Origin of the sequence: Streptomyces sp. SAI-135, assembly GCF_029893805.1 — a bacterium.
Lineage (GTDB): Bacteria > Actinomycetota > Actinomycetes > Streptomycetales > Streptomycetaceae > Streptomyces.
On the sequence record NZ_JARXYP010000002.1, the window covers coordinates 1342464 to 1365884 of the forward strand.

At 71.0% G+C, this 23421-nt stretch carries 23 protein-coding genes and 1 pseudogene; 11 read left to right on the forward strand and 13 right to left on the reverse strand.

Annotated features, from left to right (window positions below):
- Positions 1–30 precede the first annotated feature (30 nt).
- On the reverse strand, positions 31–1428 hold the full coding sequence (locus M2163_RS10445) for a DUF6421 family protein (protein WP_280893830.1): 1398 nt from the start codon (positions 1426–1428) through the stop codon (positions 31–33).
- A gap of 271 nt (positions 1429–1699) precedes the next feature.
- On the opposite strand from M2163_RS10445, the gene M2163_RS10450 reads away from it, so the two are divergent.
- Positions 1700–2383 (forward strand): glycerophosphodiester phosphodiesterase family protein, encoded by a 684-nt coding sequence (locus tag M2163_RS10450; RefSeq protein WP_280893831.1) that lies wholly within the window; start codon positions 1700–1702, stop codon positions 2381–2383.
- Between the two features lie 33 nt (positions 2384–2416).
- On the opposite strand, the gene M2163_RS10455 is transcribed toward M2163_RS10450, so the two are convergent.
- On the reverse strand, positions 2417–2953 hold the full coding sequence (locus M2163_RS10455; RefSeq protein ID WP_280893832.1) for a GNAT family N-acetyltransferase: 537 nt from the start codon (positions 2951–2953) through the stop codon (positions 2417–2419).
- A 71-nt stretch (positions 2954–3024) separates the two neighbouring features.
- On the opposite strand from M2163_RS10455, the gene M2163_RS10460 reads away from it, so the two are divergent.
- A complete protein-coding gene (locus M2163_RS10460; protein WP_280853060.1) occupies positions 3025–3417 on the forward strand; it encodes a glyoxalase superfamily protein in 393 nt (130 codons plus the stop codon).
- Positions 3418–3550: 133 nt separating this feature from the next.
- Entirely contained in the window at positions 3551–4873 is a 1323-nt protein-coding gene (locus M2163_RS10465) for a diacylglycerol kinase family protein (RefSeq protein WP_280893833.1), read from the forward strand.
- Between the two features lie 35 nt (positions 4874–4908).
- Here M2163_RS10465 and M2163_RS10470 read toward each other — a convergent pair whose 3' ends face one another.
- The 3 genes from M2163_RS10470 to M2163_RS10480 form a co-directional block, all read right to left on the reverse strand.
- Positions 4909–7506 carry a cellulosome protein gene (locus M2163_RS10470; RefSeq protein ID WP_280893834.1) on the reverse strand — a complete coding sequence of 866 codons (2598 nt, stop codon included), beginning with the start codon at positions 7504–7506 and terminating at the stop codon, positions 4909–4911.
- A 124-nt stretch (positions 7507–7630) separates the two neighbouring features.
- Positions 7631–8170, reverse strand: coding sequence for a MarR family transcriptional regulator (locus M2163_RS10475; protein WP_280853057.1), 540 nt, complete (start codon positions 8168–8170; stop codon positions 7631–7633).
- The gene (locus tag M2163_RS10480) at positions 8167–9792 is read right to left on the reverse strand and encodes an FUSC family protein (protein WP_280893835.1); all 1626 of its coding nucleotides are present in this window, start codon (positions 9790–9792) and stop codon (positions 8167–8169) included. Before M2163_RS10480 ends, M2163_RS10475 begins: the two co-directional genes overlap by 4 nt.
- A gap of 161 nt (positions 9793–9953) precedes the next feature.
- Here M2163_RS10480 and M2163_RS10485 point away from each other — a divergent pair, with 161 nt between their 5' ends.
- From M2163_RS10485 to M2163_RS10500, 4 genes are all read left to right on the forward strand, one after another.
- Entirely contained in the window at positions 9954–10487 is a 534-nt protein-coding gene (locus M2163_RS10485; RefSeq protein WP_280853055.1) for a DUF5134 domain-containing protein, read from the forward strand.
- Positions 10488–10861: 374 nt separating this feature from the next.
- Entirely contained in the window at positions 10862–11533 is a 672-nt protein-coding gene (locus tag M2163_RS10490; protein ID WP_280893836.1) for a phosphatase PAP2 family protein, read from the forward strand.
- A gap of 23 nt (positions 11534–11556) precedes the next feature.
- The gene (locus M2163_RS10495; protein ID WP_280893837.1) at positions 11557–12249 is read left to right on the forward strand and encodes an HAD-IA family hydrolase; all 693 of its coding nucleotides are present in this window, start codon (positions 11557–11559) and stop codon (positions 12247–12249) included.
- A gap of 238 nt (positions 12250–12487) precedes the next feature.
- Positions 12488–13162, forward strand: coding sequence for a TetR/AcrR family transcriptional regulator (locus tag M2163_RS10500; RefSeq protein WP_280853052.1), 675 nt, complete (start codon positions 12488–12490; stop codon positions 13160–13162).
- Here M2163_RS10500 and M2163_RS10505 read toward each other — a convergent pair.
- A complete protein-coding gene (locus M2163_RS10505) occupies positions 13150–14652 on the reverse strand; it encodes a hypothetical protein (RefSeq protein WP_280853051.1) in 1503 nt (500 codons plus the stop codon). The genes M2163_RS10500 and M2163_RS10505 overlap by 13 nt on opposite strands.
- A gap of 95 nt (positions 14653–14747) precedes the next feature.
- On the opposite strand from M2163_RS10505, the gene M2163_RS10510 reads away from it, so the two are divergent.
- On the forward strand, positions 14748–15416 hold the full coding sequence (locus M2163_RS10510) for a DUF305 domain-containing protein (protein WP_280854269.1): 669 nt from the start codon (positions 14748–14750) through the stop codon (positions 15414–15416).
- A 328-nt stretch (positions 15417–15744) separates the two neighbouring features.
- Here the strand turns inward: M2163_RS10510 and M2163_RS10515 are convergent, their stop codons facing one another.
- The 6 genes and pseudogenes from M2163_RS10515 to M2163_RS10540 form a co-directional block, all read right to left on the reverse strand.
- Positions 15745–16146 carry a hypothetical protein gene (locus M2163_RS10515; RefSeq protein WP_280893838.1) on the reverse strand — a complete coding sequence of 134 codons (402 nt, stop codon included), beginning with the start codon at positions 16144–16146 and terminating at the stop codon, positions 15745–15747.
- A gap of 100 nt (positions 16147–16246) precedes the next feature.
- Positions 16247–17365 carry a hypothetical protein gene (locus tag M2163_RS10520; RefSeq protein ID WP_280893839.1) on the reverse strand — a complete coding sequence of 373 codons (1119 nt, stop codon included), beginning with the start codon at positions 17363–17365 and terminating at the stop codon, positions 16247–16249.
- A 54-nt stretch (positions 17366–17419) separates the two neighbouring features.
- The gene (locus tag M2163_RS10525; RefSeq protein WP_280893840.1) at positions 17420–17602 is read right to left on the reverse strand and encodes a hypothetical protein; all 183 of its coding nucleotides are present in this window, start codon (positions 17600–17602) and stop codon (positions 17420–17422) included.
- 213 nt (positions 17603–17815) lie between these two features.
- Complete coding sequence (locus M2163_RS10530) at positions 17816–17980, reverse strand: hypothetical protein (RefSeq protein ID WP_280893841.1); 165 nt, start codon at positions 17978–17980, stop codon at positions 17816–17818.
- A 141-nt stretch (positions 17981–18121) separates the two neighbouring features.
- A pseudogene (locus tag M2163_RS10535) lies at positions 18122–18340 on the reverse strand (transposase); the annotation flags it as partial.
- Positions 18341–18438: 98 nt separating this feature from the next.
- Entirely contained in the window at positions 18439–18897 is a 459-nt protein-coding gene (locus M2163_RS10540) for a DUF6214 family protein (protein ID WP_280853046.1), read from the reverse strand.
- 157 nt (positions 18898–19054) lie between these two features.
- On the opposite strand from M2163_RS10540, the gene M2163_RS10545 reads away from it, so the two are divergent.
- On the forward strand, positions 19055–20395 hold the full coding sequence (locus tag M2163_RS10545; protein WP_280853045.1) for an FAD-dependent oxidoreductase: 1341 nt from the start codon (positions 19055–19057) through the stop codon (positions 20393–20395).
- A gap of 105 nt (positions 20396–20500) precedes the next feature.
- Positions 20501–21889 carry a nucleobase:cation symporter-2 family protein gene (locus tag M2163_RS10550; protein WP_280893842.1) on the forward strand — a complete coding sequence of 463 codons (1389 nt, stop codon included), beginning with the start codon at positions 20501–20503 and terminating at the stop codon, positions 21887–21889.
- Here the strand turns inward: M2163_RS10550 and M2163_RS10555 are convergent.
- Positions 21809–22162 (reverse strand): helix-turn-helix transcriptional regulator, encoded by a 354-nt coding sequence (locus M2163_RS10555; RefSeq protein WP_280853043.1) that lies wholly within the window; start codon positions 22160–22162, stop codon positions 21809–21811. The two genes, M2163_RS10550 and M2163_RS10555, sit on opposite strands and share 81 nt — an antisense overlap.
- Before the next feature lie 162 nt (positions 22163–22324).
- Between M2163_RS10555 and M2163_RS10560 the strand changes: the two genes are divergently transcribed.
- The gene (locus tag M2163_RS10560; RefSeq protein ID WP_280893843.1) at positions 22325–23404 is read left to right on the forward strand and encodes an NADH:flavin oxidoreductase/NADH oxidase; all 1080 of its coding nucleotides are present in this window, start codon (positions 22325–22327) and stop codon (positions 23402–23404) included.
- The last annotated feature ends 17 nt before the right edge of the window (positions 23405–23421 follow it).

The following is a 23421-nucleotide window of genomic DNA, read 5'->3' on the forward strand; positions in this document are numbered from 1 at the left end:
CCTGTGCAGTGTTCCCGGTGCCGCGCTCGCTCACGCGGCGGCCCGCTCGGCGTTCTGCGCCGTGATGCCCCGGGTCGAGGCGATCACATGGCGAAGCTTCTTGGAGAGGGCCTCATAGAACATGCTCAGCGGAAACTCGTCCGGAAGCACGTCATCGACGAGTTTCCGGGGCGGCTGGGACAGGTCGAGAGCGTCCGGACCCTTGGCCCACTTGGAGCCCGGGTGCGGGGCGAGGTAGGTGGAGACGAGCTCGTAGCCGGCGAACCAGTGGACGAGCTTCGGGCGGTCGATGCCGTCGCGGTAGAGCTGCTCGATGTCTGCGCAGAGCTGGTTGGTGACCTGCGGGGCGCGCTGCCAGTCGATGAACAGCTTGTTGTCGGTCCAGCGGACGACGTCGTGCTTGTGCAGGTAGGCGAAGAGGAGCTGGCCGCCGAGACCGTCGTAGTTGCGCACGCGCTCGCCGGTGACCGGGAAGCGGAACATGCGGTCGAAGAGGACCGCGTACTGCACGTCACGGGCCTGCGGGACGCCGTCGGCCTCCAGCTTCACGGCCTCCTTGAAGGCGGTGAGGTCGCAGCGCAGCTCTTCGAGGCCGTACATCCAGAACGGCTGGCGCTGCTTGATCATGAAGGGGTCGAAGGGCAGGTCGCCGTGGCTGTGGGTGCGGTCGTGGACCATGTCCCACAGGACGAAGGCCTCCTCGCAGCGCTTCTGGTCGTGGACCATCGCGGCGATGTCCTCGGGCAGCTCCAGGCCGAGGATGTCGACGGCGGCGTCGGTGACCCGGCGGAAGCGCGCGGCCTCGCGGTCGCAGAAGATACCGCCCCAGGAGAATCGTTCCGGCGCCTCGCGCACGGCGATGGTCTCGGGGAAGAGGACGGCCGAGTTGGTGTCGTAACCGGCCGTGAAGTCCTCGAACTTGATGCCGCAGAACAGCGGGTTGTCGTAGCGGGTGCGCTCCAGCTCGGCCAGCCACTCGGGCCAGACCATGCGCAGCACGACCGCCTCCAGGTTGCGGTCCGGGTTGCCGTTCTGCGTGTACATGGGGAAGACGACCAGGTGCTGGAGGCCGTCCGCGCGGTTCGCGGCGGGCTGGAAGGCCAGCAGGGAGTCGAGGAAGTCGGGCACCTCGAAGCCGCCCTCGGACCAGCGCCTGAGGTCCTTCACCAGGGCTGCGTGGTAGTCGGCGTCGTGCGGCAGCAGCGGCGAGAGCTCCTGCACCGCCTCGGCGACACGCAGTACGGCGGCCTCGGCGTCGGCGCGCACGGGGGCGCCCTCGGCGTCGAAGTCGATCGACCCGTCCTTGGACTGCCAGGGCCTGATCCGCTCCACGGCATCCTTGAGCACCGGCCATGCCGGGTGCTCCACCACCCTGGTCACGGGAGGAACCTGGTCCCCCGAAGCCGCCTGCACAAGAATTTCCGTCATGTCCCATCCTCCACGGGAGAACCTCGCGTATGGAGACCGTATACATACGGGCTTCCGTCCAGCAAGAGCGGTCACGGGAAGTTATCCTGCGCACCCCAATGGTCACCGAACTTTTTCCTGTCGAGTGCCTTGAACGCCGCGATTCCGGGTATCAGTTCTCGCTCCCCCACCCGTCACCGCGATCGCTCGCGTCCGCACGGGTCCATCACACGGCGTAGCCGTTAGGCTGCGGCTCTGCACCGAGCCGCCGTCGACGGAAGCGAGTTGAACCTTGAACTTCCTTACCATCGGTCATCGCGGAGTCATGGGTACCGAACCCGAGAACACCCTCCGTTCCTTCGTCGCCGCCCAGCAGGCCGGCCTCGACGTCATCGAACTCGATCTGCACCTGAGCAAGGACGGCGCCCTCGTCGTCATGCACGACACCCACGTGGACCGCACGACCGACGGAACCGGCCCGATCGCCGAGAAGACCCTCACCGAACTGCGCGCCCTGGACGCGGGCCGCGGGGAACGCGTCCCGGAGTTCGAGGAAGTCCTGGACACCGTGCGCTCGCCCCTCCAGGCAGAGATCAAGGACATCGCGGCGGCCCGTGCGCTCGCCGAGGTCATGCTCCGCCGGGACCTGGTCTCCCGGGTCGAGGTGTCCTCGTTCCACGACGAGGCGATCGCCGAGATCGGCCGCCTGGTGCCCGGCGTACGGACCGCGCTGATCGGCAGCCGCTTCGGCCCCGACATCGTGGAGCGCGCCGTCGAGGCCGGCGCGGGGACGGCGTGCCTTAACATCCGCCGGCTGACCCTGGAGGTCGTCGAGGCGGCCCGCAAGGCGGACCTGAAGATCATCGGCTGGGTGGTGAACACCCAGGACCATCTGCGGCTGGTGCGCGCCCTGGAACTGGACGGCGCGACGACCGACTACCCGGAGATCAAACGCACCGGCCGCTTCACCGCGTGAGCCGCGTGCAGCACGAAAGGCACGGCAGGAACGTCACACCAGCGGCTTGACCAGCAGCTCGAACTGCAGGTCGTCGCGCTGCGGGACACCGAAGCGCTCGTCGCCGTACGGGAAGGGCGTCATCCGTCCCGTACGGCGGTAGCCGCGCCGTTCGTACCAGGCGATGAGGTCCTCACGCACCGAGATCACGGTCATGTGCATCTCGGTGACGCCCCAGGTCTCCCGGGCGATCCGCTCCGCCTCCGCGATGATCACCTTGCCGAGGCCGCCGCCCTGGAGCGTGGGGCTGACCGCGAACATCCCGAAGTAGGCGTGGGTGCCCCGGTGTTCGAGCTGGCAGCAGGCGACGACCCGCCCGTCGCGCTCCACCGTCAGCAGCCGGCTGTCGGGCGCCTTGATGACCGCGAGCACACCCTCCGGATCCGTCCGCTGTCCCTCCAGGATGTCCGCCTCGGTGGTCCACCCGGCCCGGCTGTCGTCCCCGCGGTACGCCGACTCGACCAGCGCGACCAGCGCGTCCACGTCGGCGTCGGTGGCGTCACGGAAGGTGAGGCCGGCGGTGGTCTCCATGGGGCGCATCTCCACTTCGGGGGCACGACTCGGGCACGGACGAGGGTAACGCCCCGGATAGGCTCGCCCGCATGGTGCACGTACTGAGCGGCCGCGTCCTGCTGCGGCCCACGGATCCGGAGCGCTCCCGAGTCTTCTACGGCGACCAGCTGGGCCTGGCGGTGTACCGCGAGTTCGGTACGGGACCGGAGCGGGGCACCGTGTACTTCCTCGGCGGCGGCTTCCTGGAGCTCTCCGGACGCTCCGACGCTCCCCCCGCCGCGGACGTCCGGCTCTGGCTCCAGGTCGCGGACGTCACCGCGGCGCACGAGGAACTGCGCGCCAAGGGCGTCGACATCGTGCGGCCGCCGGTGCGGGAGCCGTGGGGGCTGGTCGAGATGTGGGTGGCGGACCCGGACGGCACACCGATCGTGCTGGTGGAGGTGCCGGCGGACCACCCGATCCGGTACCGGCCCGGAATCTGACCGCACAGAGCGCGACGCCGTCCGGTAGCGGTCCTGAACCTGACCGCACCCCGCGCGACGCCGTCCCGTTCGCCGACTCGGATATGCTCCGCCGACCGTCGTGGCCCCAGGGCGTCGAGCAGTGGAGGAGCACATGAGCGTGGACCTGGACGCCCCGGCCTGGCGAAGACAGCGATGGGCCGCCAGAACGTCCCTTTCAGCGGCCGCCCTCGCGGTCCTGCTCCCCCTCGCGCACGGCGGCCTCGGCGGCGTTCTGCTGCTGGCGGCCGGGCTCGCGGGCGCGGCCGTCACGGCGGCGGCCCTGTGGTGGACGCTGACCCGGCGCGGACCGGAGCGCTGGCTGGCCGCGGGGCTCGCGGTCGTCGTCCCCGTCCTTGTCCTCGTGCTGTTCGTGGTCACCCTCGGGTGGGTGCTGCTGCTGTCACCGGTGCTGTGGAGCGTGGCGGTGTGGAGCGGGCGGTACGCGCTGCGCAGTACCGGCACCCGTCCGAAACGTATGAAGGAGCACCGGGCGCGGTCAGTGCGACGGCCCGTGCTGATCATGAACCCGCGCTCCGGGGGCGGCAAGGTCGAGCAGTTCCGGCTGCGGGAGAAGGCCGAACGCCTGGGCGCACGGGTCGTGCTGCTCGATCCGCAGCAGCACCAGGACGTGACCGCGCTGGCACGGGCGGCCGTGGCGGAGGGCGCGGACCTGCTCGGCGTCGCGGGCGGCGACGGTACCCAGGCGCTGGTCGCCGCCGTCGCCGCGGAACACGACCTGCCCTTCCTCGTCATCTCCGCCGGCACCCGCAACCACTTCGCCATGGACCTCGGCCTCGACCGCACCGACCCCGCGACCTGCCTCGACGCGCTCACCGACGGGGTGGAACTGCGGGTGGACCTCGGCTTCGTGGCGGACCGTCCGTTCGTCAACAACGCCTCGTTCGGCGCGTACGCGGCGGTCGTCCAGAGTCCCGCCTACCGCGACGACAAGATCGGCACCACCCTGGAGCTCCTGCCCGATCTGCTCACCCGTCAGCGCGGTCCGCATCTGACCGCGCGGATCGAGGCGACCACGATCGACGGCCCGCAGGCCGTGCTGGTGAGCAACAACGCCTACCGCACCGGGGACCCCGTGGGCCTCGGCCGCCGCGAGCGGCTCGACTCCGGGCTGCTCGGCATCCTCGGTGTCCGGGTGGACAGCGCGGCCGAGGCGGCGGCACTGCTGCTCGACCCCGATCCGGAGGGTCTCGCCGTCCTGTCCGCACGAGAAGTGGTGGTCGACGCCGACCGTCCGGAGATCGAGGTCGGCGTCGACGGCGAGGCCCTGGTGCTGCCCACGCCGGTCCACTGCCGTATCGCGCCCGGGGCGCTCCGCGTGCGCGTCCCGCGGAAGCGGCCGGGCGTGCCGGCGGCCCACCCCCGGCTGAACTGGCGCCGGTTGCGCAAGCTGGCGGCACCGGCCCGCCGGGGGTGACCCGGAACCCTGGGGGGACCGAGCGGCCCACGGAGTCAGCGCGCGTCGGCCTCCGTGGGGGCGAGCGGGGTCACCGTGACCTGGTCGATGACGGGGGCGTGGGCGGAGCGTCGGCCGTACGCGTTTGTGGTGTCGCCGGCGAAGTCGGGGAGTTCGTCGGCGGTGAAGGTGACCGTGTTGAGGCCGGGGCGCAGGGTGACCGGTACGGACAGGTTCCAGAAGTTGTTGAAGTGGAAGGTGGTGGGGAACAGGACGCGCCGCGCGGGGCCGCCGTTGACGCGGACGTCGGCGTGGCGGCAGACCGGGTCCGGGTTGTAGTGGGTGGACGGGGGCTGCTCTCCGTTGGAGTAGCGGATCGTCAGCGCGTGGCGTCCGGCGCGGTCCGCCGTGACCGTGAGGGTGAGTGCGTTCGCGGGTCCGGCGCCGACGCCGTCGACCGCCTTGCCGCCCGTGGCGTACGGGTGTCCGCTCACCCTGGCCGCGCCGGTCAGGACGCCCTCCTCGGCCGCGTAGGCGGTGCTGGGCAGCAGACCGCGCGAGGGGGCGATCCGCAGCCGGTCCACGATCAGCCGGTCCGAAGTCCCGGTGACCGTGACCTTGTTGACGCCTCCGGCGAGGAAGAGCGGCACGGCGCCGCGCTCGACGCGTCCGACCTCCTCGCCGTTGACGCTCACCACGCCCTCCCCGGGTCCGAGCACGTCGACGGTCACGGAGGCCTCACCGTCGTCGTCCGCGTACGCCCAGAAGGTGACCGTGCCGCCCCGCGGGAGCACGGCGACTCCGGGCCCCGAGGCACCGCGGTGCGCGTGGCTGACCCGGGCCCCGCCGCCGAGGTGCGCGAACTCGGCGTCGTACAGGGCGGTCTCGTCCTCCTCGCGCAGCACGACGTCCAGCTTGTCGACGGCCGCGTCGCCCTGGGTGACCCCGAGGTCGGGGTCCCGGGCCGCGAGGGTGACGCGGTGGCGGCCCGCGGTCAGCTCCACCCGGGTGTCGGTGTGCCCCCACACCGCCCGCTTGTAGCCGAGCGGGAGCCGCAGTTCGCGCGGGTCCTCGCCGTCCACGCGCAGGAAGACGTTGGTGGGACCCTGCTCGCGCACCAGGTCGGCGAGGTTGTGGGAGCCCGCGAACACCATCAGGTCGTACGTCCCGTCCCGCGGGACCTCGACGTCGAAGGCGAGCACACCGTCGGAGCCGGTGCGCAGCCCGCCCACGTGGTAGCCGCCGGAGGTGGCGAACCGGTCGACGGCGGACGGTGAGCCCTCGGGCCCGTTCTTCGAGTAACCGCCGCCCGTGTAGGCCGCGTCCTCGGCCTCGTACGTCCGACTCCAGCGCACCGCGGGCGGCAGGGCCGCGGCTCCGTTGCCGCCCGGAGACAGGATCACCTGGTAGGCGGACATCGCGTCGAGGCCGGCCAGGGTCAGCGTCACCTTGCCGTCCCGTACCGGGAGTTCCTCGTCCCGCAGCCGCAACGGCGGTGCGCTCGAACCCACCTGTCCGGTCCAGGGGATCTCCACGGCACGCGCGTGGACCACGGTCCCGAACACCTCCGCGCAGACGCCGTCGAACTCGATGTCCGCGGTACCGCCCGCACCCCCGAACAGCGCTCTGGCCTGGCGCTTCTCCCGGTCGAGGGTGGCCACGCCCTGCAGCGTGTACTGCACGTCGGGGTGCGGGGCGAGGACCCGGACGGTGTTCCCGGTCAGCTGTCCGTAGGCGTTGTAGAGCCACCACTGGCCGTTGGCCTTGTTCGCCTCCACCGCCGAGTCGTTGAGATTGCCGGCGATGTTCCAGTAGGCGAGGTCGGCGTCGACCTTCCACTCCTCGATCGCGGCGATCCACTGGATCATCTGACCGGGGACCGACACGTGGTAGTTGTGCGCGTACTCGTTGATGTTGACGGGCAGCGGACCGATGCCCAACGCGCGTTCCATTTCACGGTACTTGGCGATGTCGGTGCGGACCTCGGCGGGCGAGGACAGCTCGTGCCAGGTGACGATGTCGGGCAGCACGTCGTGCGCCTTCGCGAACTCCAGGAAGTCCCTGACCTCGGGGTAGAGCGCACAGGTGTTGGGTCCGGCCACCCGGGCGTCCGGGTCGAGGCCCTTGATGAGGCGGTGGGCGGCCTCCCACGCGGCGAAGTACGGGCCGGGTCCGGTCCGCCAGTCGACCCCGTCGTAGCTCCACTTGCCCTCGCCGAACATGTTGCCCTCGGGCTCGTTGAACGGCACGTACACGACGTGTGACTTCAACTCCCCCAGGGTCTGCACGAGTTCGACCTGACGGCGGATCACGTCCAGGTGCCCGGCGAGCCGCTCGGCACCGGTGGCACCCGGCCACTCGTACGGAAAACCCCGGTAGAAGTCGGGCAGGTAGACGTAGACGTCCTTGCCGCCCGCCGCGACGAAGGGCGGCAGGATCTCCAGGGCGTCGCCGCCCGGATGCTGGATGCCGTCCTGGGCCTTGGTCGTCACCGTCCGCGGGTACATGCCCTCGACCACGACACGGCTGGGCACTCCGTCGCCGTAGAGTCCGTAGAGCGTGCCGCTCGCTCCCCCGTGGAAGGGGCCGGTCTCGGTGCCGAGGTCGATGGTGAGCTTCTCTCGGGCGGGGCCTTCGGCAGCCACGGCATCCATCCTTCGTTCGACATTCCGTACGACAGTCGATGATCCGCATCGACCGGGACGAACGTAGGAAGCGCGAACGGACCCCGTCAACAGGCAGCGGGTTCCGAAACGTCCGAAACCGCAGGTCGCGGGGTCAGGCGCGCAGCACGCCCAGGCTGCCCTCCAGCCGGCCGAGCAGCTCTCCCAGCCGCGCGGCGAGTTCGTCCCGCGCCTCGGGGGTCAGGACGGACAGGACGGCCGTCTCGTACGCCAGTTGCTCGGGCAGGATGCCGTCGACGAGTTCTCGGCCGGCCTCGGTGAGCCGGACGTGGGCGACGCGTCGGTCGCGGGTGTCGCCCCGGCGCTCCACCAGCCCGCGTTCGGTGAGCTGCTTGAGGCGCTTGGTGACGGCGGCCCCGGAGGAGAAGGTCTCGCGGGCCAGGTCGCCGGGGGTCAGTTCGTGGCCGGTGCGGCGCAGGGCGCCCAGCAGGTCGAACTCGGGGCGGCTGAGCCCGGCCCGGCGCAGCGGGGCGTCCTCGGCCTGCTGGAGGAGGGCGGCACAGCGGTTGACGCGGCCGATGATCTCCATGGGGCCGGTGTCGAGGCCCGGGTGGACGGTCTGCCACTGCCGGACGACGGCGGCGACGGTGTCGTGTCTCGTCGGGTCCGCCGGTCGACCGTTCGGTGCCGTCATGGGCGTTCGTCCTCCGCTCTGTGGTACCGGATCGTCGCGGCGAGCGTACGGTGTGCGGCCTGCTCGGTGCGCACGACCCTCTCCTGGGGCAGGGCGCGCTGCCACCATTCGCCGGACGCGGCCTCCACGCAGGCCCTCAGGTCGACCAGGGCGGTGGCGAGGGCGCGGCGGGCGGAGTCGAGCGCGCCGGGCGCGGGGTGCGGCTCGGACAGGAGGCGGGCGGTGTGTTCCCGGGCGCGCTCCACGGCGGCCAGCGACTGCTCCACCCGGTCGCCCGCGCGCCGGTTGGTGACGGCCACGGCGGCGGCGAATCCGACGAGCGCTCCGACGAGGGTGTCCAGGACCCGCTCGGTGATCAGCCGGCCGGGCTCCTGATGTCCGGCGAACTCGGTGATGAGCAGGGCCATGGGGGTCACGCAGACACTGCCGAGCCAGTAGTTCCGGGCGATGAGCGCCTCGGCGCCGAAGTTGAGGGCGAGGCAGCACAGGACGAGCGCGGCGGGCCCGAGGTGGGCGAGCGGGACGACGGCGGCGAACACCAGCACTCCGACGACGTTGCCGACGACCCGCTGGACGCCCCGGCTCCAGGTGAGGGTGACGTTGGCCTGGTAGAGCGAGGCCGCGGTGACCAGGGCCCAGTAGGGGCGACCGACGCCGAGCGCGAGGGAGGCGTAACCGGCGAGGGCGCACCCCACGGCGGTGCGTACGGCGATCGGGGCGAGCACGGGCCACACCGGGTGGGCGGGGGCGGCGAGCTGGATCTCCACGCCGAGGAGTTCGTCGTCGTCCGGCGCCTGCGGGACCGGTGCGGTGCCGCGCAGGTCGCGGGCCCAGGTGCGGAGGCGGTCCGGGTCCGCGTCGGCCGGGGCGGCGAGGGCGACCTCGGCGCGCACGACGAGGCGTTCCAGGGCGCGCCGGGTGCCGGAACGGGCACCGGCCGACAGGAGGGTCTGCCAGGCGGCCTGGACGGCGGCGTGGGCGGTTGCGCTCGCCCGGGAGCCGGGGTTCCCGGCGTACACGGCGGCCGCGTCCAGGGCGCGGGCGGTGGCCCGCCGCTCCGGACCGTGCGGACGGAACACGCCGGGGGCCATGCCCACCAGCCAGGCCCAGGCGCCCGTCGCGAGGGCCAGGGCGAGGTGGCCGGGGACCTGGGCGAGGGTCTGCGGGGCGAACAGGGAGGCGGAACTGATGAAGGTGAGGACCACATGTCCCGGCGGGCCGATCCGGGTCGCGTCGCAGAGCGCCTTCTGCACGGCCGCCACCAGCGCGCCGACGGTGACCAGCACGACCGCGCTGCCGGTGAGCGAGGCGGCGAGCAGACCGGCCCCGAGACCGGCGACCATGCCGAGCACCACCCAGGCCAGGGCGCGGGCCCGGGCGGCGTAGGGCCGGTTGTGGGCGTAGAGGGCGCACAGGGACCCGGCCATGGTGTACATCGCCAGGTCGAGGCGGCCGAGGGCCAGCAGGGTCAGGTTGGGCGGGGCGACCGCTACGACCACGCTCAGGGCGGGCTTGAACCAGATGTCGGAGGGCCTGCCGAGGCGCAGTACGCCGGCCAGGGGGAGCCGGCGTACGCGCGGGGTGTCGCGCGGGGTGTCGGAATGGGGGGTCGCACTGCTCATGAGCCAATACGTTAGCAGGTGTTTTACCCGTAAACGATATCTGTTCCGTCACCCTGACCTGCTGTGCTCCGCCACACGCTCCCCCGCGTACACCCTTGCGCTCGATTGCGCGCCGCGTGGCCCGGGCATGGCTTGACCGACCGTCGAGCGGGGAGGTGGGCGTGCACGGACCGGCTTCGCCCGGCTGGCTGCTGGTCGCGCTGTGCGCGGCGACCGGGGCGTACTGCCTGCTGCGGATGCGCAGCACCGTCGAGGAACAGCGCCGGGCCGCGGGCGGTGAGGCGCTGATGGGCTTCGGGATGGCCGCGATGGCCGTACCGGCCGCCGTGTTCACGCCACCGGCGTGGGCCTGGCCGTTGTGCGCGGCGGTGTTCGGCGGCGCGGCGCTGCGCGCGCTGTGGGCGGCGCGCACGAGCACCCGTCATCTGCATCACCTGGTGGGGGCGGGCGCCATGGTCTACATGGCGGTCGTGATGGCGGCCTCCCCCGGACACCACGGCGGCTCGGGAGTCCCCGCGTTGACGGGCGTGCTGCTCCTCTACTTCACGGGATACGTCCTGCTGTCCGGTGCCCGCCTGATACCGGTGACCGCCGCCGGCGGCGGCACCGTCGGCTGGGGCGACCGCCCTGAACTCTCGCGCGTGTGCCGGTTGTCGATGGGCATCGCGATGGTGGCCATGCTGCTGACGCTGTGACGTGCGGGGGTGCGCGCGGGGGCGGCCGAACTCCCTTTCCGTGCCGTTGCGTTGCTCGACGGGGGTCCATGGCCGAGGGATGACAGCGCCCGCTCTTGCAGTTCAGCGCCACGACACGGAGCCGCAGCCGCCGAGCGTGCCCGTCGGCAGTCCCGTTCGGTCGGTCCGGCCCCACACCGGTCTCCCACCGACACACCCGAGCACAGCAATGGCAGGCCCTCGGTGCATACACCCCCGGCCCGCAGGGAACCCGGCAGGACCATGCCCCCCATCCCGCACAGCCGACCATGACCGCCGCCCCGGACGACGGGCGGTTCAGGCCGCGCTCCTCCCGGAATTCGCCCCGGCCCGCACCGGTCGGCGAGGATCACCGTATGCACACCCCCTCCGTCGACTCGCCGCCCCGTCCGCCGGAGCACCGGACCGCCGCCCGTGCCACCGGTGTCCTCGCGCTGTGCTCGGCGCTGCTGCTCGTCCTGGTGGTGGCCAGGTGGCACCCCCTGCTCACCGTGGACGGCGACATCGCCGACACCACCCATCGCTGGGCGGTCGACGAACCGGGGCTCACGCACGCCTTCCGCATCCTCACGGACTGGGTCTGGGACCCCTGGGCGATGCGTTTGCTGGCGGCGGTCGCGGCGGTCTGGCTGGTGTGGCGGCGCAATGCCCGCTGGATTGCCGTATGGCTGGTGGCCACATGTGCGCTGGGCACACTGGTACAGCAGGCCCTGAAGGCCGCGGTCGGCCGGAAGCGCCCCGTCTGGCCCGACCCCGTCGACACCGCGCACTTCGCGGCCTACCCGTCGGGCCACGCCCTGACGGCCACCGTCGTGTGCGGCCTCCTCCTGTGGCTCCTCCACCACTACGGCGTGGGCCGCGCCCTGTGGCGCACGGCCCTGGCACTCGCCGTGATCTCCGTCGTGGGCGTCGGCCTGACCCGCATCTGGCTGGGCGTCCACTGGCCCACCGACGTCCTCGGCGGCTGGCTCCTCGGCGCGATGCTCGTGACCCTGGCGGTGACGGTCCAGCAGCGGTACCGGCGCTGAACGACGGCCCCTAGGATCACCGTATGACTGCCGTCCTGTTCGACTTCTCGGGCACCCTCTTCCGCGTCGAGTCCACCGAGTCCTGGCTGAGGGCCGTCCTCGACGAGGCGGAACTCCCGCTGGCCGAGGCCGAGTTGACACGGACGGCGCGAGAGCTGGAGCACGTGGGGGCGTTGCCGGGCGGGACGGCGCCCCGGGTGCCGATGCCGGACGCGCTCGCCGCCGTGTGGGGGGTCCGCGACGAGAGCGCCGAGTTGCACCGGGCCGCGTACACCGGGCTCTCGCGACTCGTGACGCTGCCGGACCCCGCCCTGCACGACGCGTTGTACGACCGGCACATGCTCCCCGCCGCCTGGCGGCCGTACCCCGACGCCGCCGAGGTGCTGCGCGCGCTGCGCGAGCGCGGGGCCAAGGTGGGCGTGGTCAGCAACATCGGCTGGGACCTGCGCCCGGTCTTCCGCGCGCACGGGCTGGACCGGTACGTCGACGCGTATGTGCTGTCGTACGAACACGGCGTCCAGAAGCCGGACCCCCGGCTGTTCGAGGCGGCCTGCACGGCGCTCGCGGTGGAACCCCGGGACGTCCTGATGGTCGGCGACGACCGGCGGGCGGACGGCGGGGCGGCGGCCCTGGGGTGCGGGGTGCACTTCGTGGACCACCTGCCGGCGGCGCAGCGGCCCGACGCGCTGCGCCCGGTACTCGACCTGGTGGGCTGAGCGCCACGCCGGACGCCCCGGCCGGCCCCCTCCCCCGTGGCATAAAAGTGTCCGAAAACCGGGGGGTCACCCCGCCAAGAAGGTCGCCTGAGGACACCATCGGGGAGTATGCTCGCCCACCCTGGACGATCCCCCGCGTCGCCCAGAGCAGGCGGCAGCCCCGACCAGGCCTTTTTCGGGCCGGTCCGGACGCACTGAGTATAGTTGGCTGATAGCCAGTCAACGCAGGAGTTACAGCATGTCCCCGCGCAGCGCCTCGGTCAACGAAGAGCTGCGCCGTCGTTCCCGGGAGCGGCTCCTGCAGGCGGCCATCGAACTGGTCTCCGAGCGCGGGTACGAGGCGACGACCCTCGGCGACATCGCGGACCGCGCCGGTTCGGCACGCGGGCTGGTCTCGTACTACTTCCCCGGCAAGCGACAGCTGGTGCAGTCCGCCGTGCACCGGCTCATGCACCGCACGCTGGAGGAGGCGCTGGAGCGCGAACCGCGCACCGAGGACGGCCGGGAGCGGATGGCCCGGGCCATCGACGCGATCCTGGGCCTCGCGCGGGACCGGACCGTGCTGATGCGCCAGCACATGGCGGGCCTGCTGGACACCGACGGCTTCGTGCAGTGCCCGGAGCAGCAGCGCCTCGCCGAACTGCTGCGGGACACGATGGAACGGCACGGTTCGCAGACGGTCGAGACCGACTACCCGATGCTGCGCTCGCAGCTCATGGGCGCGGTGTACGCGATGGTCCTGCCGAACGTCCCGCTGCCGATCGCGACCCTGCGCTCCGAGCTGTTCACCCGCTACCGCCTCGACTGGGAGCAGGGCGTCCCGCCGGGCACCGAGGCACCCGACGGGACGTACGACAAAGATCTGTCGCGCTTCTTCGAGACGGGCCCGGAGGCCGCGGATCAGTCGAAGTAGTCCGGCTGCGTCTGCACGTTGAGCTCGCCGAGCCGCACCTTCCTGGCCGGATCCGTCCGCTTGTCGCTGAGCTTCAGCACGTCGAAGCCCTTGGCGATGTCGTTGGAGTAGATGTAGCCGTTGTAGTAGTACGCCGACCAGGGGCCGGCGGTCGTCAGCCGCTCGGTGGTGACCGGGCCGCGCTCGAAGTAGCCGATCTCCTTGGGCTTGGAGGAGTCGGTGAAGTCCCAGACGGAGACACCGCCCTGGTACCAGGCCTGGACCATGATGTCCCTGCCCTTGACCGGGATCAGCGAGCCGTTGTGGGCCACGCACACCTCGACGTCCGCCTGGTAGCGCGGGATCTTGAAGTAGCTGCGGAAGACGAGCTTGCGCTTGTCGCCCTTGCCGACGATGTCGTAGATGCCGTCGGCGCCGCGGTTCGGACCGATCTCCGCGTTGCAGGTGGCCGCGCCGCCGCCGCCCAGCTCGTCGGTGAAGACGACCTTGTTCGCCCTCTGGTTGAAGGTCGCCGAGTGCCAGAACGCGAAGTTCACGTTGTCCTGCACGCGGTCGATGACCTTGGGGTTCTCCGGGTCCTTGATGGAGAACAGGATGCCGTCGCCCATGCAGGCACCCGCCGCCAGGTCCTCGTCGGGGAGCACCGTGATGTCGTGGCAGCCGGTGGTCTTGGAGACGCCCGGGTTGGTGGGCGAACCGGGGTTGCCGCCGCCGTCGGGGCCCTCGCCCGGGAAGAGCACCGGGAAGCCGACCACGGCCGCCTTCTCGGGGGCGTTACGCGGCACCTTGATGACCGAGATGCCGTCGTGCGGGGGCTGGCAGTCGGGGTAGGCGGCGTTCGGGGAGTACGAGGAGACGTAGATGTAGACGTTCCTGCGCTCGGGCACCAGCGTGTGGGTGTGCGAGCCGCAGGCGGTCTCGACGGCGGCGACGTACTTCGGGTTCCGCTTGTCGCTGATGTCGAAGACCTTCATGCCCTCCCACGACGACTTCTCGGTGGCGGGCTGGGTGGTGCTGCTGCAACTGCTGTCGCTGCGCGAGGAGTCGGTGGACAGGAACAGCAGGTTGCCGGAGACGGAGATGTCGTTCTGCGAGCCCGGGCAGAGCACCTGGGCGACGGTCTTCGGGGCCTTCGGGTTGCTGATGTCGAAGATGCGGAAGCCGTCGTAGTTCCCGGAGAAGGCGTACCTGCCCTGGAAGGCCAGGTCCGAATTGGTGCCGGGCAGTGCGTCCTTGGGGACGTTGACGAGGTGCTGGATGTTGTCGGAGTGGACGATCTCGTCCTGGCCGGGTATCCCGCCGTCGGCGATCGCCGCCTTCACCTCGGCCTCGGTGCTCTTGGAGACCTCCTTGCCCGCCGTCGGACTGTCCCCGGGGTCGGGGGTCGCGACGGCGGGGCCGGCGGTCAGCAGCGCTGCCAGGAGACCCGCGGCGGCCGCGGCAACTCCCAGACGTCTGTGCCGGGTTCGGGACTCTTTCAACAGGATCACTGTTTCCTCCCTGTGCCGTTCATGTGGAACGGTGCACGCGTCACCGCAGTATCGTCTTCACCATGCACAGATCAACAGGGGGCAACGAACTCGTCATGAAAGGAACGCGGGTGACCACTGTGCTTTTCCGCCGTGCGCCGTACGCGACGGCCACCCTGGCCGTACTGGCAGCCCTGGCCCTCGGGGGCTGCGACTCCGGCGCGGACCCCAAGTCCGCCCCGGCGACCGGGCCTTCGGTGCTGGTGCCCGGCAAGCCCGGTGAGGCGAACCGCACGATGTCCGCCCAGGACGCCGAGGAACAGCGGTTGGACGACGACACCCCCAACTCCGCGGACGTCTCGTACGCGCGCATGATGATCGCGCACCACGCCCAGGCACTCGAACTGACCGAACTGGCCCCGCGGCGCGCCGAGTCGGCGAAGCTCAAGGCCCTCGCGGAGCGGATCTCGGCCGCACAGGGCCCGGAGATCGAGGCGATGCGGGCCTGGCTGAAGGAGTACGGCCAGTCCGAGAGGAGCGAGGGTCACGCGCACGCGACGATGCCCGGCATGGCGACCGACGCTCAACTGAAGAAGTTGCGCGCGGCGAAGGGGAAGGCCTTCGACGAGCTCTTCCTCACCCTGATGATCACTCACCACGAAGGGGCGATCACCATGGCGACGGAGGTGAAGGGGCAGGGCAACAACGTCCGGATCGAGGAGATGGCGGACGACGTGGTGGCGCAGCAGACGAGCGAGATCAATCGGATGCGGAACATGCTCTGAACTTGCCGTGTGACATCGTGCCTGAACTCGCTCAGTACGAGTTGTCGAGTTGGTCCGCGAGGGATCGAAGCTCGCGGGCCGGGGCTGCTGCCACTGCGCCACGCCGCTGAAGTGCGGCGCGGTGTCGGCGGGAATCTCCTACGGCAGCATCGGCGTCCACGTCCTCGACCACGGTTCGGTCAGGCACGCACGAGAGGCCCGGCGGCCGCCAGGAACGCGTCGTGGGAACGGGTCGCCGACATGGGACGCCACGACGACGATGTCGTCGGTCTCGTGGACGAGGCCGACGACATCAAGGAGTGGTCCGGCGAGCTCGGCAGTGCCGCTCTCAGCAGTGCCGCAGACCGCGCGCGCTCGGATCGGCGTCGAACGAGGACGGTGTGTTGACCCAGTCGGCCGGGACGTAGCCCCACCCGTCGTAGCCAGGAGCGGTCCAGTCACCCTTGGTGTGGTACCAGGTGGTGTTGCCGCCGCCGTGCAGTCCACCATAGGTCCAGCAGTCGAACCAGCTGAAGGTGGAGTAGAGCTGCCCCGTTATGTTCGCTTCGTGGTAGGCGCCCGAGCGCAGAATGGCGGGGGCTTGGTTCCCGCACCACAGCCGGCCGTCGCTCGCCCGGACTCCGCACTCGGCGCTGGCAGCGGCACTGGCAGAAGGGGCGGCGATCACACCGCCCGCCGTCAGGGCGAGGGCTGCCATCGAGAGGGAGAGATACTTCCTGGTCCTGGTCATCCACCTGTCCTTTTCTCATGGGTTTTCGAGTTCGACCGAAAGGTGCCGGGTGCCTGCCCGGCTCTTCCCGCAGGCCCTTCGCAGCGCCGTGATGCACTGCTCAGCACTGCGCGACGCCGGGCAGTTGGTTGTCCGGACTGCTCATGTAGATGTTGCTGACATAGCCCCCGTACTGAGGCAGATAGGCCCACCACTCGTTGGTGTAGGGCGGGACCGAGACGGTCTCCCCTCGCGTCTGGCAGCCGACCAGCACCTCGACCCCGGCGGGGAGCTGGAGGAGCGGGTCGCGCGTGGTGTCGGGCTCGGGGCGGACGTTGACACCGGAGCTCCAGGTGCCGAACCACGTGCCCGCCGGTCGTACGCCACCGGGAACGTTCAGCGAACGGGTCAGCCTGCCCAGGTCGGTGTACGCCTTGCCGTACGAGGTGCCGACGTCGTGCAGGGTGTAGACGGCCACGATGGAGCGGTCACCGGCACCCACCGTCCCGGTCGTGTGCAGCGCCGGTTTCGTCAGGTCGACGGACGCTGCCTTGCCGTTGAGGGCCGACGTGGCGGGGCGGCACGTACCTTGCTCGATGTCACCGAAACCCGACCAGCCCTGTTTCACGGCCCACGGCTTGTCGAAGGCGCCCGCGATACCGAAGTGCTGGTCGAAGTGGTCGGTGGCGGAGCAGCGTGTGGACTGCTTCAGATTGCCCATGATCAGTTCGCGGACGCGGGCGGGCGCCGTGTCCAACAGGTAACGGTAGATCTTCACCGTGTCCGCGGCCGTCAAGGCTGTGTAGCCCCACATGCCGTCCTGGTCGGCCGGCGGTGGGGTCGTGTTGCTGGAGAGGGACAGCTCACGGGCCATCCGGGTGACGATCGAGCCCTCGCCGTTGCGCACCCAGAATTCGCTGGCCGCGTCGTCGTCGCTGCTGCGCAGCATGAAGTTCCACTTGGCCTGGTCACCGGACGGGATCTGGTAGTCCGGGCCGCGGTTCCAGAGGTAGTCCAGCGCGATCAGCAGTTTGACCACGGAGGCCGACCGGAACTGCATGTTCGGGTTCAGCTGCTCGGTGAAGGTGCCGGTCTGCCGGTCGAAGACGGCGACTCCCGCCGTCACACCGGCCGGCACGGTGACACCGGCCGCGTCACGTGGCGCGGACGACGCCGCGTCCGTCGCCGCGTTCGCTGCCGCGGTGACCGAAGGGCTGAGCAGGACGGTCGTCACGGCCATGGCCACGGCACACAGCACTGCTACGGAACGCCATCTGCTCCATCGGAACATGGCTCAGTACCGCTTCGTACGGTCGAGGACGTTGCCGCCGCACACCGGCGCAGCGCGGGACATCCGCCTGTCGGGACTGGCGCCGGCGCCGTGGCCCACGGCGGCCGGGTGGGCCGCGTCCGGTGCGATGGGCGACAGGCCGCCGGCCGCCGCGCCGAGCAACCGCAGTGAACGCGAGGTGGGCATGGCAGTTCCCCGTCTCTGTCGGTGGTGGTCCGGCCGGGTGGGCCGGGCCTGCCGAGAAGACTCACCTGGGCCGCGTTGCGGCGCCAATCGGTTTCGGCGTACGCCGAAAGTCCTCGGCGGGAGATTCGGTCCGCCACCGGGTGGGGAGGGGGCGCGGCCGTAAGTTCGCGCCCGTTCGACGGCAGACCTTGAACGGCGAGCTCAGCTTGTCGTTCAAGGTCGGGCGGGCGTTAGCTCAAGTAGCAACTCCATGGCTTCATCGAGAAGATACGTCTCGCTCTCGTTCATCGGCGGGTCGGCCGAGGCGAGTACTGCCCGGGCCAGCGCCGCCAGGGCCGTGTTGCCGACAGCGACCTGCGCCAGGATCAGGGCCGACATCCCCCAGTCCGGGTGGCCCTTCCTCGGTGTTGCGCCAGTCGATCACCACGGGCCTGCCCGAGGTGATCATCACGTTGTCCGGGAACCAAGTGCAGCCGGTGCAGTAGATCGGCGAGCCCAGCTCCTGCTTCCTCGGCCGTGAGCGCCGTGGCCACGACGATGCTCGGGCGCCGACGCGAGGTCCACCAGCGTCCGCACCGGCCCCTCCGTACATAGCAAAGCGTCAGCCAGCTCGGACAACGCGTCCCCGCGTCCGCTCCGGCACTCGTAGAACTCCGTCCGGAAGCGTGACAGCGTCGCGAACGCTGTCCGCTTAACCAGCTGTTGCAGCGCACTCACGATCAAGCCCGGGCCGTTCATCCGTCCGGCGAATGCCCAGGTGAGCGCCCTAGTTCGAGTCCCGTTTCGGACTGGGAACCGCAAACGACAAGCTGAACCGCCCGCGCCCGCCGGTCACTTCAGCGCCGCGCGTGACGTGGCGTCAGAAAGCCCGCGTCACGGGCCTGGGAGATGAGCCGCAGCGACTTGCGGCGGCTGTGTCCGGTCGCGCACATGACGGCGAGGACCGGGTCGACGCCGTCCTCCTGGGCGGCCCGGTACTCCTGCGCCACCTGCCACCGCCCCTCCAGGCCGCGGGGCCAGGCCGGGCGGGCGCGACGCGGCCCCGGTCCGTCGGTCCCCGCCTCGGGCCGCCTGCCGCACGCCGCGAGCACGGGCCCCTCGATCCAGTCGGCGAGCGCGCCCATGTCGTCCAGCGACAGGGCGGGCGCCGCCCGTACGTCCTCCAGACAGACGCCCTCCTGGGCCACCACGGCGAGCGCGTCGACCCGTGCACCGTCGGAGAAGACCAGCCGGACGTTGCACCAGGCCGTCGCGCCGGCCTCCTCCCGCACTTCCCACGCGGGCCACACGGACACGCTGCCGTCCGTCGGACAACGACCAGAAAGATTAAGAAAGGATGCTTCTAGCACACACGCAACGTAACCGCATGATCACATTCCATACGAACGGACACGCGTGCGTACCCCGCGCGGCACCCTGTCAGCGGAGCGGCGGCGGTGCGATCCTGGAGGCATGCGTGTCGCCGTCGTCGGCTCCGGGCCCAGCGGTTGCTACACCGCCCAGAGCCTCGTCCAGCAGGACCCCGAGGTGCTCGTCGACGTCCTGGACCGGCTGCCGTGCCCGTACGGCCTGGTGCGCTACGGAGTGGCACCGGACCACGAGAAGATCAAATCGCTCCAGAACAACCTGCGGACGATCCTGGAGCACGAGCGGGTGCGCTTCCTCGGCGGTGTCGGGATCGGGCCGGACGGAGTGCCTGCCGCGCGGCTGCGCGAGCTGTACCACGCCGTGGTGTACTGCGTGGGCGCCGCCACCGACCGGCATCTGGGGATCCCCGGCGAGGAGCTGCCGGGCAGCTGGTCGGCGACGGAGTTCGTCTCCTGGTACAGCGCGCATCCCGACTCGACGGCCGACGGTTTCGTGGCCGGCGCCCGGTCGGCGGTCGTCATCGGCCTGGGCAACGTCGCCGTCGACGTGACCCGGATGCTGGCGCGCGGGACGACCGAGCTCAGCCCGACGGACATCCCGCACCCGGCACTCACCGCGCTGGCGGCCAGCCGGGTGAGGCAGGTGCACATGGTGGGCCGGCGGGGCCCGTCCCAGGCCCGCTTCACCACCAAGGAGCTGCGCGAGCTGGGATCCCTTCCGGACACCGAAGTGGCCGTCGATGCGGCGGAGTTGGCGCTGGACCCCGGCTACCTCGACCCCTCCGCCCTGCCGGCCCCGCTGCGGCGGAACGTGGAGGTGCTGCGCGGCTGGGCGGCCGCCGGACCACAGCCGTCATCCCGCCAGATCTCGGTGCGCTTCTTCCTGCGCCCCGTCGAAGTCCTCGCCGACGGCGGGCGCGTGGGCGCGGTCCGCTTCGAGAGGACCCTGCCCGACGGGCACGGCGGCGTACGCGGCACCGGTGAGTTCCAGGAGATCGAGGCCCAGTTGGTGCTGCGCTCGGTGGGCTACCGGGGTGTACCGATGGAGGGGCTGCCGTTCGACGCGGCGAGCGGCACGGTGCCCAACGTCGGCGGCCGTGTGGTGCGCGGCGGTTCCGTCGTTCCGGGTGAGTACGTGGCCGGCTGGATCAAGCGCGGCCCGACCGGTGTGATCGGCACCAACCGCCCGGACGCCAAGGAGACGGTGACCTCGCTGCTCGAGGACGCCTCCACGCTCGTACACGCAGAGTTGCGCGAGGATCCGCTCGACGCGCTGCGCGCGGCGGGGCTCGCACCGGTGGAGTGGGCGGGCTGGTGCGCCATCGAACGAGCGGAAGCGGAGCTCGGCGCCTCGCTGGGGCGGGGCGTGGTGAAACTCCCGGACTGGCAGTCCCTGATGGACGCGGTGCACGGCCGCGCGCGTTAGGGGCGCGAGCGACCGGGCGGCCGGCCGCAGCCCTCCCGTACCGGGCAACGAAGCGGCAACACCCCCGAAATCAACAAACTGTTCAAGACCTCTACGGTCTCGGACATGTCCCAAACCACCCCTGTGCACCCCGTGGACGAAGTCCCCCCGGTACGGCAGCTGGCCGCCTTCGGGCTCCAGCACGTCCTCGCGATGTACGCGGGCGCCGTGGCCGTCCCCCTGATCGTCGGCGGCGCGATGAAGCTGTCACCGGCAGACCTGGCGTACCTGATCACCGCCGACCTGCTGGTGTGCGGTATCGCCACGCTCATCCAGTGCATCGGCTTCTGGCGCTTCGGCGTACGGCTCCCGATCATGCAGGGCTGCACCTTCGCGGCCGTGTCCCCCATGGTCCTGATCGGCACGACCGGCGGCGGACTCCCGGCGATCTACGGCTCGGTCATCGTCGCGGGACTCGCGATCATGCTGCTCGCGCCGGTCTTCGGCAAGCTGCTCCGCTTCTTCCCGCCGCTGGTCACGGGCACGGTGATCCTGATCATCGGCATCTCCCTGCTGCCGGTCGCGGGCAACTGGGTGGCCGGCGGCGCCGGGTCGGCGGACTTCGGGGCGCCTAGGAACATCGCGTTGGCCGTCTTCGTGCTGGCGGTGGTGCTGGGTGTGCAGCGGTTCGCGCCCGCGTTCCTGAGCCGGATCGCGGTGCTGATCGGCATCGTGGTGGGCCTGGCGGTGGCCGTCCCGTTCGGGTTCACGGACTTCGGTGGGGTCGCGGACGCGGACTGGGTCGGCATCAGCACGCCGTTCCACTTCGGGGCGCCCGCGTTCGAGTTCTCGGCGATCGTGTCGATGCTGGTCGTGGCACTGGTGACGATGACCGAGACGACCGGTGACCTGATCGCGGTCGGCGAGATGACGGACCGCCGCGTCGAGCCGCGCTCCCTGTCGGACGGTCTGCGCGCCGACGGCCTGTCGACCGTGCTCGGCGGCGTCTTCAACACCTTCCCGTACACGGCGTACGCCCAGAACGTGGGCCTCGTCGGCATGACCCGGGTGCGCAGCCGCTGGGTCGTCGCCACGGCCGGCGGCATCCTGGTGCTGCTGGGCCTGCTGCCCAAGCTGGGCGCGGTGGTCGCCGCGGTGCCCGCGCCGGTGCTGGGCGGGGCCGGCCTGGTGATGTTCGGGACGGTCGCGGCGAGCGGAGTGAGGACCCTCGCCCAGGTGGACTTCCGGGGGAACAACAACCTGACGGTGGTGGCCGTTTCGGTGGCCATGGGTGTGCTGCCGGTCGGGGTGCCGACGCTCTACGAGAAGTTCCCCGACTGGTTCCAGACGGTGATGAACAGCGGCATCAGCGCGGGCTGTCTGACGGCGATCGTGCTGAACCTGCTCTTCAACCACCTGCCGTCCAAGGGTGGTTCAGTCGCTCCCGAGCCGGACGGCCTGGCGGGCGGCGGCATCGAGGAGGCTGTCCAGAAGCCCCGGGAAGAGGTCGTCTAGGTCGTCCCGGCGCAGGCCGTTCATCTTGGCCGTGCCCCGGTAGATCTGCCGGATCACGCCGTTCTCCCGCAGCACGCGGAAGTGGTGGGTGGTCGTCGACTTGGTGACGGGCAGGTCGAAGTGCGAACACGAGAGCTCGTCGCTGACCGCGGCGAGCTCTCGCACGATCCGCAGGCGCATCGGGTCGGAGAGGGCATGCAGGACGCCCTCCAGCCGGATCTCGCCGCGCTCCGGATGCGGAAGGGCACGACTGCTGACGGCGGGGGAGGTCACGGCGGCTCCACTTCTCCAGGCTTCCCGGGGGGGCATACGGACACGGGGACCGGCCTCGGGAACCCCCATTGTACGAGACCTCTCGTAGTTTGACATCCGACGTACTACGATGCCTATCGTACGAGTCGACCACCACCGGTCCCGTGACGAATGGAGCCCGCCGTGAGCGCACTCTTCGAGCCCTTCACCCTCCGCGACGTGACGATCCCGAACCGGGTGTGGATGCCGCCGATGTGCCAGTACTCGGCAGTTCCGGACGGCCCCGGGACCGGCGCCCCGAACGACTGGCACTTCGCGCACTACGCGGCACGCGCGGCCGGCGGCACCGGCCTGATCATCGTCGAGGCCACCGGCGTCAGCCCCGAGGGCCGCATCACCCCCTACGACCTCGGCATCTGGAACGACACCCAGGTGGAGGCGTTCCGGCGCATCACCCGCTTCCTGGTCTCCCAGGGCACGGTGCCGGGGATCCAGCTCGCCCACGCCGGCCGCAAGGCCTCCACCGACCAGCCCTGGAAGGGCGGCGCGCCGCTCGCCCCGGACGCGCTGGGCTGGCAGCCGCTGGGGCCGAGCGCACTGCCCTACGACGAGTCGCACCCGGTGCCGACGGAGTTGACGGCCGCTCAGATCACGGAGATCGTCGGGCAGTTCGCGGACGCGGCCCGGCGCGCCCTCGCCGCCGGCTTCGAAGTCGCCGAGATCCACGGCGCCCACGGTTACCTGATCGGCAACTTCCTCTCCCCGCACAGCAATCACCGCACCGACGAGTACGGCGGCTCGTACGAGAACCGCACCCGCTTCGCGCTGGAGGTCGTCGACGCGGTGCGCGAGGTCTGGCCCGACGACAAGCCCCTCTTCTTCCGCATCTCGGCGACCGACTGGCTGGCGGAGGGCGGCTGGACGCCGGACGACACCGTCCGCTTCGCCCACGATCTCCGGGCCCACGGCATCGACCTCCTGGACGTCTCCACCGGCGGCAACGCCTCGGGCGTCCGTATCCCGGTAGGCCCCGGTTACCAGGTGCCCTTCGCCGCCCGCGTCAAGGCGGAGGCCGGCCTCCCGGTGGCCGCGGTGGGTCTCATCACGGAGGTCGAACAGGCCGAGAAGATCCTCTCCAACGGGGAGGCGGACGCGGTCCTGCTGGGCCGCGAGCTGCTGCGAAGCCCGTCCTGGGCACGGCACGCGGCCCGCGAGCTGGGCGGGGACGTGCATGTCCCGGACCAGTACCACCGGTCGGTGTGACCCCTGGTCTCCGCCAA